This window comes from Acinetobacter sp. A47, from assembly GCF_000805455.1.
Classification (GTDB): domain Bacteria; phylum Pseudomonadota; class Gammaproteobacteria; order Pseudomonadales; family Moraxellaceae; genus Acinetobacter.
The window spans coordinates 26,398-41,073 of the sequence record NZ_JSUS01000016.1; the positions used below are offsets into that span (position 1 = coordinate 26,398).

Annotated in this window: 14 protein-coding genes; 5 read left to right on the forward strand and 9 right to left on the reverse strand. The window is 45.1% G+C overall.

Annotated features, from left to right (window positions below; genetic code table 11):
• Nucleotides 1–2 precede the first annotated feature (2 nt).
• Nucleotides 3–785: a crotonase/enoyl-CoA hydratase family protein gene (locus tag OC23_RS05205; protein WP_038343309.1), complete on the reverse strand. Its 783-nt coding sequence runs from the start codon at nt 783–785 to the stop codon at nt 3–5.
• 162 nt (nt 786–947) lie between these two features.
• Here OC23_RS05205 and OC23_RS05210 point away from each other — a divergent pair, with 162 nt between their 5' ends.
• Nucleotides 948–2,198, forward strand: coding sequence for an exonuclease SbcCD subunit D (locus tag OC23_RS05210; RefSeq protein WP_038343310.1), 1,251 nt, complete (start codon nt 948–950; stop codon nt 2,196–2,198).
• 9 nt (nt 2,199–2,207) lie between these two features.
• Nucleotides 2,208–5,804 (forward strand): SbcC/MukB-like Walker B domain-containing protein, encoded by a 3,597-nt coding sequence (locus tag OC23_RS05215; protein ID WP_038343312.1) that lies wholly within the window; start codon nt 2,208–2,210, stop codon nt 5,802–5,804.
• Between the two features lie 21 nt (nt 5,805–5,825).
• Here the strand turns inward: OC23_RS05215 and OC23_RS05220 are convergent, their stop codons facing one another.
• The 3 genes from OC23_RS05220 to OC23_RS05230 form a co-directional block, all read right to left on the reverse strand.
• Nucleotides 5,826–6,215: a hypothetical protein gene (locus OC23_RS05220; protein ID WP_227505540.1), complete on the reverse strand. Its 390-nt coding sequence runs from the start codon at nt 6,213–6,215 to the stop codon at nt 5,826–5,828.
• Between the two features lie 192 nt (nt 6,216–6,407).
• Nucleotides 6,408–7,145 carry a hypothetical protein gene (locus tag OC23_RS05225; RefSeq protein WP_038343315.1) on the reverse strand — a complete coding sequence of 246 codons (738 nt, stop codon included), beginning with the start codon at nt 7,143–7,145 and terminating at the stop codon, nt 6,408–6,410.
• Nucleotides 7,146–7,327: 182 nt separating this feature from the next.
• The gene (locus OC23_RS05230; RefSeq protein WP_038343316.1) at nt 7,328–8,014 is read right to left on the reverse strand and encodes a YggS family pyridoxal phosphate-dependent enzyme; all 687 of its coding nucleotides are present in this window, start codon (nt 8,012–8,014) and stop codon (nt 7,328–7,330) included.
• A gap of 127 nt (nt 8,015–8,141) precedes the next feature.
• Between OC23_RS05230 and OC23_RS05235 the strand changes: the two genes are divergently transcribed.
• Nucleotides 8,142–9,179 (forward strand): type IV pilus twitching motility protein PilT, encoded by a 1,038-nt coding sequence (locus tag OC23_RS05235; protein WP_005229075.1) that lies wholly within the window; start codon nt 8,142–8,144, stop codon nt 9,177–9,179.
• A gap of 24 nt (nt 9,180–9,203) precedes the next feature.
• Nucleotides 9,204–10,322 carry a PilT/PilU family type 4a pilus ATPase gene (locus OC23_RS05240; protein WP_038343317.1) on the forward strand — a complete coding sequence of 373 codons (1,119 nt, stop codon included), beginning with the start codon at nt 9,204–9,206 and terminating at the stop codon, nt 10,320–10,322.
• 95 nt (nt 10,323–10,417) lie between these two features.
• Here OC23_RS05240 and fur read toward each other — a convergent pair whose 3' ends face one another.
• Nucleotides 10,418–10,855: a ferric iron uptake transcriptional regulator gene (gene fur / locus OC23_RS05245; protein WP_038343319.1), complete on the reverse strand. Its 438-nt coding sequence runs from the start codon at nt 10,853–10,855 to the stop codon at nt 10,418–10,420.
• A 111-nt stretch (nt 10,856–10,966) separates the two neighbouring features.
• Here fur and OC23_RS05250 point away from each other — a divergent pair, with 111 nt between their 5' ends.
• Complete coding sequence (locus tag OC23_RS05250; RefSeq protein WP_038343320.1) at nt 10,967–11,365, forward strand: outer membrane protein assembly factor BamE; 399 nt, start codon at nt 10,967–10,969, stop codon at nt 11,363–11,365.
• A 53-nt stretch (nt 11,366–11,418) separates the two neighbouring features.
• On the opposite strand, the gene OC23_RS05255 is transcribed toward OC23_RS05250, so the two are convergent.
• The 4 genes from OC23_RS05255 to OC23_RS05270 all read right to left on the reverse strand — a co-directional run bounded on the left by OC23_RS05255 (nt 11,419) and on the right by OC23_RS05270 (nt 14,673).
• Nucleotides 11,419–11,742 (reverse strand): RnfH family protein, encoded by a 324-nt coding sequence (locus OC23_RS05255; protein WP_038343321.1) that lies wholly within the window; start codon nt 11,740–11,742, stop codon nt 11,419–11,421.
• Nucleotides 11,742–12,824 (reverse strand): membrane protein, encoded by a 1,083-nt coding sequence (locus OC23_RS05260; RefSeq protein WP_038343322.1) that lies wholly within the window; start codon nt 12,822–12,824, stop codon nt 11,742–11,744. Before OC23_RS05260 ends, OC23_RS05255 begins: the two co-directional genes overlap by 1 nt.
• 258 nt (nt 12,825–13,082) lie before the next feature.
• Nucleotides 13,083–13,538: a bacteriohemerythrin gene (locus OC23_RS05265; RefSeq protein ID WP_038343323.1), complete on the reverse strand. Its 456-nt coding sequence runs from the start codon at nt 13,536–13,538 to the stop codon at nt 13,083–13,085.
• Between the two features lie 286 nt (nt 13,539–13,824).
• A complete protein-coding gene (locus OC23_RS05270) occupies nt 13,825–14,673 on the reverse strand; it encodes a class II glutamine amidotransferase (protein ID WP_038343357.1) in 849 nt (282 codons plus the stop codon).
• Nucleotides 14,674–14,676: the final 3 nt, after the last annotated feature.

The following is a 14,676-nucleotide window of genomic DNA, read 5'->3' on the forward strand; positions in this document are numbered from 1 at the left end:
GATTAATGCCCCTTAAACTGCGGCGGACGTTTTTCTAACATGGCACGGACGCCCTCCTGGGCATCTTGCGATTCAAACAGCGGCATCAGATAATGGTTCATCTTTTCAAATGCCGCCGTCTGCCCTTGAGTTAGCGCATCAGTTGCAGAAGCCAGCAGCGCCTGTACCGCAAGTGGCGCAGCAATACAAATCTCTTTGGCAATTTCAATGGCCCGCTGCAACTGTTGACCATTTTCCACAATCTCGGAAATCAGGTTGAGTTGATCTGCCGTTTTCGCATCAAACGTTTTGCCGGTTAATAAATAGGGCATGGCTTTTTGCCATCCTGCAGCCTGCACAAAGCGCACCGTTGCCCCACCAAATGGCATGATGCCACGTAACACTTCAAGCTGACCAAAGATGGTATTTTCGCTGGCAATCACCACATCGGCATTGAGCATCAACTCAACTCCGGCGGTATAACAGAATCCCTGTACCGCGACGACCACAGGTTTGCTTCGATGCCGGCCCGCTGTTCCCCACGGGTTAATTTGTTGTTCCGCAAAATTAAAAATGCCTTCGGATAGTTTCGGTTGTAACTCGACCAGATCCAGGCCTGCTGTAAAGTGATCGCCATGTGCGAAAATCACGGCACAGCGGAGTTCAGGATCATGTTCATATTCGGTTAACGCCAATGACAAGTCCTGAATCATATGGCTATCAAAGGCATTGCGTTTTTCTACACGGTCCAGCCCAATCAACATGATCTGATCCTGCACTTCACGGCTTACTTTACCCCAGCTCATTTTTATGCCCTCTTTTTTCAACCATGACTTTATTCTCAAACTAGAGCATCGTTTAAAAATGATCAAGCTGTCTCATGTATTGTTTTTCTGCCAGAACAGACGCTCCTTTCTGCGTCAATCCATGCTACCTTATCCGGGTTCATTCCATTTTTAGATTCATCTATGACTGTGCGTTTTTTTCATACTTCTGACTGGCATCTGGGACAATTCTTCTATCATCATTCCCGCCATTATGAACATGAACAATTTCTGGCATGGTTACTGGAGCAGATTAAACAGAAACAACCGCATGCCTTGCTGATTGCAGGTGATATCTTTGATGTGATTAACCCAAGCTCACAGGCACAAAAACAGCTCTACCAGTTTCTTGCCGATGCCCATGAACTCGCACCACACATGCAAACGCTCATGATTGCAGGCAACCACGATTCGGGCTACCGAATTGAACAGGTTGAGCCATTATTGGCCAAATACAATGCCAAAACGGTCGGGGTAATTCGCTGGAAAGAAGATAAAACACTCGATCTGGAACGTTTAATCTTGCCGATTTATGACGAGCAAAAACAGGTAGTGGCATGGTGTATTGCCCTGCCCTTCTTGCGTTCCGCCGAAATCACGGGCTTTAATGAACACACCACCAATAGCCACAATGCCATTGCTTATTTACATCAGCAATTAATCGAAGAAGCCAAACGGCGCAAGACCGATCAGCAGGCCTTGATCCTGATGTCACATGCACATATGCAAGGCGGCGAAACCTCAGACTCGGAACGCCCGATTATTATTGGCAATGAAGAGGCTCTGTCTACCAGCCTGTTTGATGACAGCATCGATTATGTTGCGCTGGGCCATTTACATAAACCGCAAAAGGTACAGCATCCACATATTCGTTATAGCGGCTCTCCGATTCCGCTGTCCTTTAGTGAAATCAATTATAAACATCAAGTGGTTGAGGTCACGATTGACCCGGCCCAAGCAGAGCACAGACTGGGTTTTGAAGCCTTGGTCGTGCCACGAAGTATTCAGCTGCATAAAATTAAGGATGAACTTGCAGCGGTCATGCAGCAGCTTAAAAACCTGCCCAGTGGCCCTATTGAAAATATCGAGCATCGTGAATATGTCGATATTGAATATCATACCGCAACGCCGCCACAGCCGAATTTAAGGCAACAATTTGAAGATGCGCTGCCAAAAGACCGCTATCGACTGGTGCGGATTTCCAGACAATATCTGTCCAGTGAGAGCCATGCCGAAAGCAAGCAAACTATCAGTCTGGAGCCACCTACGCCCGAAAAACTGTTCCAGCAAATCTGGGAGAAAAAAGGCTATCACGCCGATGACGAGGTACATAAAGATTTCCTGAGTCTGGTGGCTGAGGCACAAAAAAAACTTGAAGATGACCAGACTGCTTAAGGAACTGCCATGAAAATTTTATCAATCCGGCTAAAAAATCTGGCGTCTCTGGCAGGTGAACATTTTATCGATTTTGAAAGCGAACCCTTGGCCAATGCAGGCCTGATCGCCATTGTCGGCAAAACAGGTGCAGGCAAATCTACCATTTTAGATGCCATGTGTCTGGCCCTGTTTAATAAGATCCCCCGCCTCAAAGAAAGTGATGGCAAACTGCTGGATGTCGATGGTTCGGAGCTGCTGACCAACTCTCCCCTGACCGTTTTACGTCGCGGTACAGGCCACGGCTTTGCTGAGTTATGCTTTGTGGCACAAGACCAGAAGCACTATCAGGCGCGCTGGGAAATTAAACGCGCCCGTGAAAATGCCAGTGGAAAACTGCAAAGTGTGCAGCGCTCGCTCAAATGCCTGACCGATGGTGTGGTGATTGCAGATAAAACCAAAGCTGTTGAAAGCCATATCCAGCAAATCACCCAGCTTAGTTTTGAACAGTTTACCCGCGCCGTTTTACTGGCACAGTCCGAGGTCACTGCCTTTTTAAAGGCACGGGATACTGAACGTGGCGAATTACTGGAATATCTGACCAATTCAAGTATCTTTGCCAAAATTGGACAACTGGCCTTTGAAAAAACCCGTGAAATGACCAACCAGCGTAAGCAGCTGGAAAATGTGCTTGGCCATATCGAAATTCGCTCGGATGAAGAAATTGCAGTCCTGCACAGCCAGTTTCAGCAACAGCAACAGCATGTGCAGCAACTTGAAAATGAACAGGCCCAACTGAAGCAGCAACAACAGTGGTTTGAACAGCAACAGCAACTGGCAAATGACCGTTTGGTCAAACAGCAACAGCATGATAGCCAGCTTCAGGCCCATGCGGCTTTGGCAACAGAGCGCCAGTTACTGGAACAGCTAGAGAGCTTTTCCGAAATTCGCCCTGTTGTTTTCCAGCAACAGCAGCTTCAAAAAAACCTGCAACAGCTTGAGCCACAGCTGCAACAGAAACAGCAACATTTTGCTCAGCTGAGCACCCGGTTTGAGCAGGAAAAATTACGCTATACCCAGGCAGAAACTGCACTGCAACAGTTTCAAAATTTTGAGTTACAACATCAGCATGAATTGGCTCTGGTACGTAAATATGTACAGGAACGTGACTATATTGCAGAAGATTATAAAAAGACCAAAAGTAGACTGGCACATGTTGAAACCCAGCAACAACCTCTACTGCAACAGCAGCAACAGATTGAACAGCAGCTACAGCATATAGGTACACAACAAGTAACCTGTCTTGAGCAATTACAGCACAGCAGCCATTTCTCGGTTTTGGATAAGGGACTGCCTGCCCATGTCCAGCAGCTCCAACAGTTTATTCAACATTATCAAAAAGTTGAAAATACGCTCGGTAATATCCAACAGGCTCAGGCCAACCTGCAGCAAGATAAAAGCCAGCTGGAACAATTGATCGATCAGTTCGGTACCGCCCGGCAGATTGAGTCTACGCTGGAACACAAACAGGCACAGAAAGAACAACTGTTGACCCGGCTCAACCAGCTGGATGTGATTCAACAAAAGTTGCAGCAGCATGTCCAATTCAACAATGAAGCCACACTGCTCCAGCACAGGTTAGATACCTTAGAGCAACAGCATCAACAGCTTGAACAAGCCACCCAACAAACCGAACATGAATTTCAGGCAGCCAAAAACGAGCGGGAAAAATTACAACACATCTTGCAACAACAACGCTTATTACATGCTGAAAATGTCGAACATCTACGTGCTGAACTGAAGCCAGGTGAAGCCTGTCTGGTCTGTGGCAGTACCGAGCATCCCTATCGCGAGGATGAAAGCCCGGTTTCCAAGGCCCTGTTCGCCTTGCAGCAACAACAGGAACAACAGGCCTTACAACAGGAACAACAGTGTTTTCAGTTGTGGCAGCATACACAACAGCAATTTACCCAGCTGCAATCCGAGCGCAAGCAGCAACGGACAGCCTTGCAACAGGCTCATGAAAAATTAAATACGCAGCAGCAAGAATTACAGCAATATCTGACCCAAACGCAGATTCAACTTGATTTGAGTGCTGCACAACCGGAACTTGAAGTTTACTTGCAAGACTTATGCTCCCGATCATTACAGAACAAACAACAGCTTGAACAGGAGTTACAACAGCTCAGTCAGGCCAGCAAACAGCAGCTTCATTTAAACCAGTCCATCCAGAACACCACCTATCAACTGGAAACCATCCTGCAATTGCAACAGCACATCCAGCATATTGTAGATTGTCTGGAGACCGCTGAAAAAACACGCTGGCTGCAACAGCCATTACCGCTATCGGAACAGCTTGTGCAACGTTTAAAACAACGCCTGCAACAACTCGAACAAAGCGATTTGCTAAACAAACAGCAAGAACAGCTCACCCAGCAGCTCAATTTATTCACATCAAATCTCAATAGTCTGGGCATGCAACACACTGAGCTGAACCAGCAATTGCAGGAGATTGCGCAAAAAGGCCAACAGAACAGTGAGGCTGCCCACCGGCTGATTCTGGCCATGACGGGCTCAGGCGAGCTCAAAGCCAATGAGTGGCTACAACAGCACGATCAGCAACGTCAGCAGGTGCAGCACCAATATCAGCAAGCCAAACAGCATTTTGAACAGGTACGGCATGACTTTGAGCAGCACAAGAATGAGCTGGAGCAACTCAAAGCCCAGCATCAGCACAATCAGCAAGCATTGACTCAATGCAAAAACGAAATTAGTGCATGGCTGACGCAGCACACCCAGTTTGAGGAGCTGCAGCTGAGTCAGTTGCTGGCCATTTCATCTACACAGGAACAGCAGATTCGCTTAACGCTGCAAAATGCAGAACGTGTCCTCAGCGAAGCTGCCTATGCGCTCAAAACTGCACAACAGCAATTAAACCAGCATCAACAACACCAGCCTGATATCCAGCAGGAACAGCTGTCTGAGCTGATTCATTTAAATCAGGATAAACTGCAACAACAGCTTGAACAACGCGATCAATATAAAGTCCAGCTGGAACTGCATCAGCAAAACCTTGCCAAGCAAAAGCAGTTTGCAGAGCAAATTCAACATATTCAGCAACAGGAACATCGCTGGAATAAGATTTCCAGCCTGATTGGTGATTCTAAAGGTAAGGATTTCCGAGACTTGGCCCAGCAATATAATCTGGATATTTTGCTGGAATATGCCAATCAGCAACTGGCAATGCTATCGCAGCGTTACACCCTAAAGCGTCTGGATAACTCACTCAGTCTGGCGATTATCGACCATGATATGGATGGTGAAACCCGTTCGGTAGCCTCGCTGTCCGGTGGAGAATCTTTCCTCACGGCCTTAGCGATTTCGCTGGCGATTGCCAATATGGCCTCCGGCTCCATGAAAATCGAATCGCTGTTTATTGATGAAGGCTTTGGTACGCTAGATGCTTCATCCTTGCACATGGTCATGAATGCGCTGGATCAGCTACAAAGCCAGGGCCGTAAGGTGATTTTAATCTCGCATATTCAGGAAATGCACGAACGGATTCCTGTACAGATTCAGGTTCAACCTGTCGGCTCAGGCTCCAGCCGGATTGAAGTGGTGAGTTAGGCAACTCACCTTTTTTATGGTCTAGATCTTGTCATACTCCGCTTGCATCTGGTCACAATACGTCTTCATTTCAAGCACGGACTTTTGAAAGCCGTCTAGCGTCGCATCAAAACCTGGATATTCCTTTGCAAACTCCTGATCAAACTGTTTCTTATATTTTTTATTATTATTAAACATCTTCACAATTTCTTGCTGATTAACACATGTCCAGTGCGCGTTCGATACATTTTCCTCATCAGAACCCTCTTCATGTTCTTCTGTCAGTTTTGCAATCAGAAACAGGAAGGTTTCTTTAAAATCCTGATAACTTTTATGTTCAGAAATAACAGCCTTTTCCATTTCAGGTACCGGATTTGCTAAAACCGGAGCACACGGCATGACCATCAAAACGGCCAGTATATATTTCATCATCTTCATTTATATTCCCAAGTGTTGTGTCGTTGTGTTATGAAGTCAGGGAGCACTGCAAGCGCGCTCCTTCTGTTTATAAATGGAATGTTCATCCGGGTTCTAACATTCAAAGCAGCTCAGGACAGCGCTTTGGTATTATAGAAACCCTGCCTAGTCCGATGTCTTGAATATTAATACCCCAGCTCTCCGGCTTTAATTCCGGTCTGCCGGAAAGGCCTTCGGTGGCGGGGCATATTTAGATGGCTTTTGCTCTTGGGCTGCCTCTGTTGATTTTGCTGATTCAACCTGATAAATCACGGTCCCGATCACCCCGGTATTCTGGATTGAACCATGATCAGAATTGGCCGCATAGGCATCTTCTGGCTGACTAAAGGTAAAAGAAGCAACAGCCTTATCACTCTTACGGAAGCCTTCAATGCTAAGCTCACGATGAGGGGATAAAATATAACCGGCATTACTACGTGAAGCAGCGCGTCCATTGAGAACATCAATACCGTCCACACTAGCGACCACTTCATAGGTATGATCGCTATGATTTTCATATTTTAATTGATAGCTTTGTCCCGCCTGACCTGAAAGATAGTAGTTCTGGCCATCACGGAATAAAGCCAGAGGCTGTTTTGCATCATCAATCACTGAAAAACTGATTTTGCCTGCTGCCAATGAAATACTGTTGACCATTTTGCCTTGATACTGCTTGTTGGCATAACGGACCTGTGTTTCTGCAATCGGCTGTTCAGACAAACGGCTGAGATTGACCTCGGTCACCTGTGAACTGATCTCATCGCCCCATTTGGTACCCAGTTTTTCGTCTACACTCACCTGAGCATTACTGTCGGCAGATTCTGCAGCAACATCATCTTCTTTATTACTACAGGCAGCTAAAAATAAGCATAACAACAAAGAAATTAAAAAATAGAAATTTTTCATTTTAAACATGATCCTGAATTCGGTTTTTATCGTTGTAAAACTAGCGTTATGCAGCCCAGCCATTATTTACTGAGCTACATAAGCAAATTATTTTAAAATATCCGGTTTAAATAGACAGCCGCTATATTTTATATAATGACGAACTGTTTTTATACCTGCTGGTCAAAAAGCCATGAATTTGATTATGTCGTATAATCCCTTGCGCCAAACAATGCTGTCCCGATCCTGACCATGGTCGAACCTGCTGCAATCGCAGCCTCTAAGTCAGCCGACATCCCCATACTCAAGGTATCCCAGTCTTGAGGTTGTGTATGCAAGGATTTCACCTGATCAAATAGTGCTTGGGCAGTTGTAAATGCCGCATGATTGTCAGGCGCAGGAATCACCATCAAGCCACGTAAACGGATATGGGGAAGCTGGCTGATCTGCTGCACCAGTTCAGCCACTTGTTCGGGCTGACAACCATCTTTTGAATCCTGCCCGTCAATATTCACTTGCAAACAGATATTCAGCGGTACTTGTGACGCCAGACGCTGACCAGATAAGCGCTCGGCAATAATCAAACGGTCAACTCCATGCACCCAGTCAAATTTTTCAGCCAGATGCTTGGTTTTATTACGCTGTACATGACCAATAAAATGCCATTCAATCTCTAAATCCTGTAACGCTTCTATTTTTTCCAAGGCTTCCTGTAAATAGTTTTCACCAAAACATCGCTGTCCAGCCTCATGCATGTCCCGAAGACGTTCAGCAGGATGAGTCTTGGAAACGGCCAGCAATTGTACAGTCGCAGGATCACGCTGAACGCGCTGGCAGGCGTGTTCTATTTGATTTAAAACAGTTTGGCGGGATTGTTGCGATTGATTCATTGACACAGTTCTCATTTACGAAATGTTTTTTTGCTTTCCCATTCTCTAAGGTGTTGGTAAGCCGGAATGAAAGCCTTATATTATTCTACAAAATAATGAGACTTTTTGAGTTTGTTTCGGGGAAATTATGGATATTACAGAATTACTCGCCTTTTCGGTCAAGAACGGTGCATCAGATTTACACCTGTCAGCGGGTATGCCTCCTATGATTCGTGTAGATGGGGAAGTCCGTCGTATCAACTTGCCAGCACTTGAACATAAAGATGTACACCGTTTGGTGTATGACATCATGAATGATAAACAACGTCGTGATTTTGAAGAAGATCTGGAAACCGACTTTTCATTTGAAGTACCCAATATTGCCCGGTTCCGTGTCAATGCATTTAATCAGAACCGCGGTGCAGGCGCTGTATTCCGTACCATTCCCTCTAAAGTGCTGACCATGGAAGATTTAGGCCTCGGCACCATTTTCAAGGAAATTTGTGATTATCCACGTGGGATTGTGCTGGTCACCGGCCCGACCGGTTCAGGTAAATCGACCACCCTCGCCGCAATGATCGACTATATTAACGAAAACCGTTATGACCATATCCTTACGGTCGAAGACCCGATCGAATTTGTACACCAGTCCAAGAAATGCCTGATCAACCAGCGTGAAGTCCATCGCGATACACATGGCTTTAATGAAGCCCTCCGTTCTGCCCTGCGTGAAGACCCGGATATTATTCTGGTCGGTGAGATGCGTGACCTGGAAACCATCCGTCTGGCATTGACGGCTGCAGAAACCGGCCATCTGGTGTTTGGTACCCTGCATACCACCTCTGCTGCAAAAACCATTGACCGTGTCATCGACGTTTTCCCTGCTGAAGAAAAAGACATGGTACGTGCCATGTTGTCTGAATCTCTACAGGCCGTAATTTCACAGACCTTATTGAAAAAGAACGGCGGTGGCCGTGTTGCCGCCCATGAAATCATGATCGGGATTCCGGCAATCCGTAACCTGGTGCGTGAAAACAAGGTCGCACAGATGTACTCTGCCATCCAGACCGGTGCCAACTACGGTATGACCACCCTGGATCAAAGCCTGAAAACACTGGTATCTAAAGGTTTGATCAGTCCGCAAACCGCACGTACCGTCGCCAAACAGCCTGAGTCATTCCTATAAAAATAAATAGATTAGAGAAATAACATGGATTTTAATGATTTACTCAATTTGATGATTCAGCAGAATGCCTCGGATCTGTTTGTTACTGCAGATGTCGAGCCTTCAATGAAAATTAACGGGCAGATCGTGCCTGTTTCAAAAACCAAGCTTTCAGGGGAAATCGTCGGTCAACTGGTACAATCCATCATGACCGAGAAACAGCGTAAAGAATTTGCAGAAACACGTGAGTGTAACTTTGCCATCATGAACCGCGAAAAAACTGCCCGTTTCCGTGTCAGTGCCTTCCAACAACGTGATATGCCGGGCATGGTTTTGCGTAAGATCGAAACCCACATCCCGACCATGGATGAGCTGAAACTGCCTGAAGTGCTCAAAGAGCTGGCCATGACCAAACGTGGCATCATCATTTTTGTCGGTGCAACAGGTACAGGTAAATCAACCTCGCTGGCTTCCATGATTGGCTATCGTAACCAGAATTCAAAAGGCCATATCATTACCATTGAAGACCCGATTGAATTTGTGCATCAGCATGCAGGCTGTATTGTGACCCAACGCGAAGTGGGCATTGATACCGATTCATTTGAAGTGGCCTTGAAAAATACCTTGCGTCAGGCACCAGACGTAATCCTGATCGGCGAAATCCGTTCCCGTGAAACCATGGACTATGCCATTGCCTTTGCCGAAACCGGACATTTGGTACTTGCTACCCTGCATGCCAATAACGCCAACCAGGCGCTGGACCGTATCATTCATTTCTTTGAAGCTGATCGCCATAGCCAGCTGTATATGGACTTGTCGCTGAACTTGAAGGCCTTGGTAGCACAACAGTTAATTCCGACACCCGATGGCAATTCACGCCGTGCAGCGATTGAGATCCTGATCAATACCCCGCTGCTGGCCGACTATATCCGTAAAGGTGAAATCCATGAGATCAAGGACCTGATGAAACGTTCACGTGAGCTGGGCATGCAAACCTTCGATCAGGCGTTGTTTGACCTGTATAAAGCAGGCCAGATTACCTATAAAGATGCACTGAAACACGCAGACTCGCCAAACGACCTGCGTCTCACCATCAAACTTTCAGAAGAAGGTGCAGAGCAGTTATTGAGCGCCAGCCGCAACATTACCTTTGATGGTCAATAATTCAATCTAAACCATTAAAAAAGGGAAGGTTTTTGTAACCTTCCCTTTTTATTTGTTCAATTTTGGTGAACTTTAAAAATGTAACCCAAACACGCTTATTTTTTACGATAAGCCTCTTGGCATTCTGCTTCGTTACAATAACCGTAAAGGTTTAATGAATGCCCTGTTAAAGCAAACTGATGCTTTTCTGCAACGGCATGCTGTTCTTGCTCAATAATATCATTTGTAAATTCAACGACTTTATTACAGTTTAAGCAAACAAGGTGATCATGATGATCTTCCTGCATGATTTCAAAAACCGAATGGTTGTTTTCAAAATGATGGCGCTGAATGATACCGGCAGCTTCAAATTGTGTTAATACACGGTAAACTGTTGCGAGACCCACGTCTTCGCCCTGCTCAAGCAAAGTTTTATAAATATCTTCTGCACTTAAATGATGTTGTTTTGAATTTTCTAATAATTCCAGAATCTTAATGCGAGGAAGGGTAACTTTAAGTCCAGCTTTGCGTAAGTCTTGATTGGAAATCGGCATAAAAAAAGGTCTCTCAACAAATCTTAAGTTGGAATAGGCAATAGAGTTTAGATGCAGTATGATCTATCCTTGAACCAAATGCATCATCATTTATCAGGATAGTGTAGCAAAATGCAAAAAATCATGCTGGCGTTGTTCGTCACTTCAGTACTTAGCGGTTGTTCAGTCTTTGGTGTTTATAAAGTCGATATTCCACAGGGAACACCATTAACCAAAGCACAAGCATCTCAAGTACAAGTGGGCATGAGCTTTCAGCAAGTCCGTTTCTTGCTTGGTAGCCCAACAGTTACAGATCCATTAAACCCGTTACGTTGGGACTATATCTACAACTATATCCCAGGTACTTATGCGAAAAAAGCAAAAATACCTGCGGCACACGGTCAACATTTGAAAATTTATTTTGATGCGAATGGTAACGTAGAACGTATAGAAGGTTTGGATACGATACCAGAAACACAACCTGGCTTACCGGCATCAAAAGAAGCAATTTTGACTGCGCCCCCACTATAACGGCTTTGTCACAAAAAGAAACCCCTCATCGAGACAATCGTGAGGGGTTTTCTTTATGAACTTGATGGTCTAAAACGATTACCCTTGATAAAACGTCCAACCGGGTTCTTTGCAGCCCGCTTACGGCGGATATCTTTTGGATTGATGGTCAGGGGGCGATAAATCTCGACCCGGTCACCTGCTTGCAGCACGGCATCGGCCTCAATCTTGCTGCCAAAAATGCCCAGATGTAAAACCTCAGGCAAAGTGACCATCCCGGTTAAGCAACTGGCTTCAATCGCCTGCCGGGCGGTCATTCCCTCGCTAAATGCAACAGCAAGATGAAATTGTTGCTCGGGTGTCGTATAAGCCACCCAGACTTGTTTGCCCTGTTCCATCAGAGCACTTGCCCAATCACGGCAACGATGGCCACTATAATTGAAAGTGGTAACACAATCCGCACGGCAATCCGCCAGAGGTTATAAAACAGCTCATTGCTAAAGCCCATCGCTTTACGCAGATGGCTGATCTTCATGATCCAGCCTGCAAAAACTGCATAGATCAGACAGATGATCAGGCCCCATAGCATCAATACCGTATTAAAAATTTGCTCAACTTGTGGCACAGCCCATACTGCAATGGCGGCAAGTAAAATTGCCCATTGCACCACAACCGCCAGCTGGCGCTGCGCCAGTTGCTCTTTTGCAAACTGGATGAGTAAGGCCGCAGACATCAGTGCAGCAAAACCCCAAGCCAAAGCTGGAAGCTGGGTCTGAATAGAGAAGAAACCAAATGCAATCACAGCCAGCAGCTGGGCAATCCAGATCGGTAAAACCGACGCGGTTGCAGCATCCTGCTTTTTCACCACAGCCAGACTGCTCTGCCAGTACAAGCCCAGACCTAAACCACTGGCCACCAAAGCAAGCACTGTCGCATTGCCCCACTCTTTAAACTCTACTCCCGTCCAGTGCCATGCCTGTAACTTGGTGCCCATGACATTAGCCAGAATAAACGCTGCCACAACCCCGATCGTTGTCAGAATAATCAGGAACTGACGCGGAATAAAAGAGAATGCCAATGCTACAACGGCAAGTCCTGCAAACAAAATCTGGCTGGAAAAATCCAGTGCCAGTTGCTGCTTTACGACCTGCGTTGCGGTGGTTAAGACACTACCGGCAAAAAACGGGACAAACACAACTGCCAACCAGCCGACCAAACGCCATCTTGGTGAAGCATCGGCATCCCGAGTCAGGCTAGAAAGTGCTTGTAATGCGGTGGTTTGTGAGCGCTTTGCCAAGGCAATTTCAAGATAACCAATCGGCAATGCCAATAACAGCATGGTACCTAACCAGAGCAGCCAGAAATCGAACTGGCGGTCTATCTGGATGCCTACAGTCGGTGCCAATGTGGTAATCATGACAAAAGATAGGCAAAACGCCATCACTGGGGCGAACCAGCGTGACAGAGTTGTGTCCTGCATAATGCAATCCTTGAAAAAACTTTGAACTCATTGCGCTTTATGGTGTTTGCAATGAAATATTCAATCTATTTTGCCTTTCTCACGCTTGAAAATCAAAACAAAAGATATCGAAAGAAAAAAGCAAATCACCCAGTGAAGATGATTTGCTGCGCACCAGTTATTATTTTGCTCATTAGACCCCTTGTATATCACTCATACCAACCTTATTACTTTTTATAACAAGGGATCTTTTGTTATTATTTTTTTATTATCTTCTTATTATGAGAAGAAACGAGAAAACCAGTTTTTCCCTTTTTTCTTTTCATTTTCCTTAATAATGCCAATCATATTTTCCTTAACAGCCCCAACATAATCAGCATCATCATGTCGAATATGGTTGATCAACCATTTTGACAATGCTTCATGCAACTCGTCATCAATTTCCTGCCCCAATTCAAAACGTTGACGATAAGTTTCTATCTTCTTGATAAATAAATCATGTACCCGTTTATGCGGTACACGATATTTATAGTTTGCCTCTTCCTGCAAACTTTCTTCAAAAGTAAAATGGGACTGGGTATAATCAATAATATTATCCAGAATCCCCTTTAACTTTGCACGGTCATCGTCTTCTTTTAATTCATCAATTTCATTAATATAATCTAGAATACGACGATGCTGATCATCGATGACCTCTATTCCCGTATTATATTCGACAGACCATTTCATCCCCATATCGAACCCCAAACTATATTTGATTTATTGAATACAGATATAATATCGACAAAAGAATTAAATAAAAACGCAGCATTTTTGTCAGGTTTGAAAATTTTATATCTAAAATAAATTAAGCTATTGTTTTATATTTAATTTAATATTTTTACCAATCAAAACGCTCAAGTATTTTTTAACCAGCGAGAAAAACTATCTCACTCATTTTATTGATATAACTGAAAAAATATCATTTATTTTTTTAAGAAAAACATGCCTGAAGCTATCTTTCAGTTATATCTTTAACCGATTAATACTGATCCGCTTTGGTTACTCGTTTTAATGCCGGATTTTCTGCCTCGCGAATCAGGCGTTCCACACGAGTTAATGCATGCAAAACCGGTTGACCATGCTGGAATAAAATCATTTCTCCTGCCTGATAGGCAGTCCATGCTTCATTATGCGTTAAAGGTTCTGTGGTGATGACTGCGACCCGATCCTCAGGTGTAGTCACCTGGCTAAAATCGACTTCAACATCCAGATCGATCAAATGCGCATGCTGGAATGGATATTCACGTACCAGCCAGTGCAGTTTGGTGGTGGCATAACTGTACAGCGCCTTGCCGTTCGACAGGCAAAAATTAAAGGTGCCATGTTCGGCAATTTGTGGAGCAATACGCTGCAATAATGCAAAGATTTCCTCTAGCCCCGGTTCCGTATAGCCAAAAGCTTCAACCATCTGATCGAGCAGATAACAAAACGCCAGCTCGCTGTCGGTATTACCGACCGGCTCAAAACGGCCGCTCAGCTCAGGTTTGAAGTCATGCAAATCGCCATTATGGGCAAAAATCCAGTGTCTCCCCCATAACTCACGCAAGAAAGGATGTGAGTTTTCAAGGTTGATTTTACCTTGGGTCGCCTTGCGGATATGCGCGATGACATTACGGGACTTGATCGGATAATTACGGATCAGGTCGGCAATTGGAGACTCCACCGCCGACTGGTTATCGACAAACAGGCGGCAAGCCTTGTCCTCAAAGAACGCGATACCAAAACCATCACAATGATCAGACGTGACCCCGGCTCGCTGGGAGAACCCGCGAAATGAAAAGGTAATATCTGTCGGGGTGGCACAATTCATTCCTAATAGCTGGCACATATC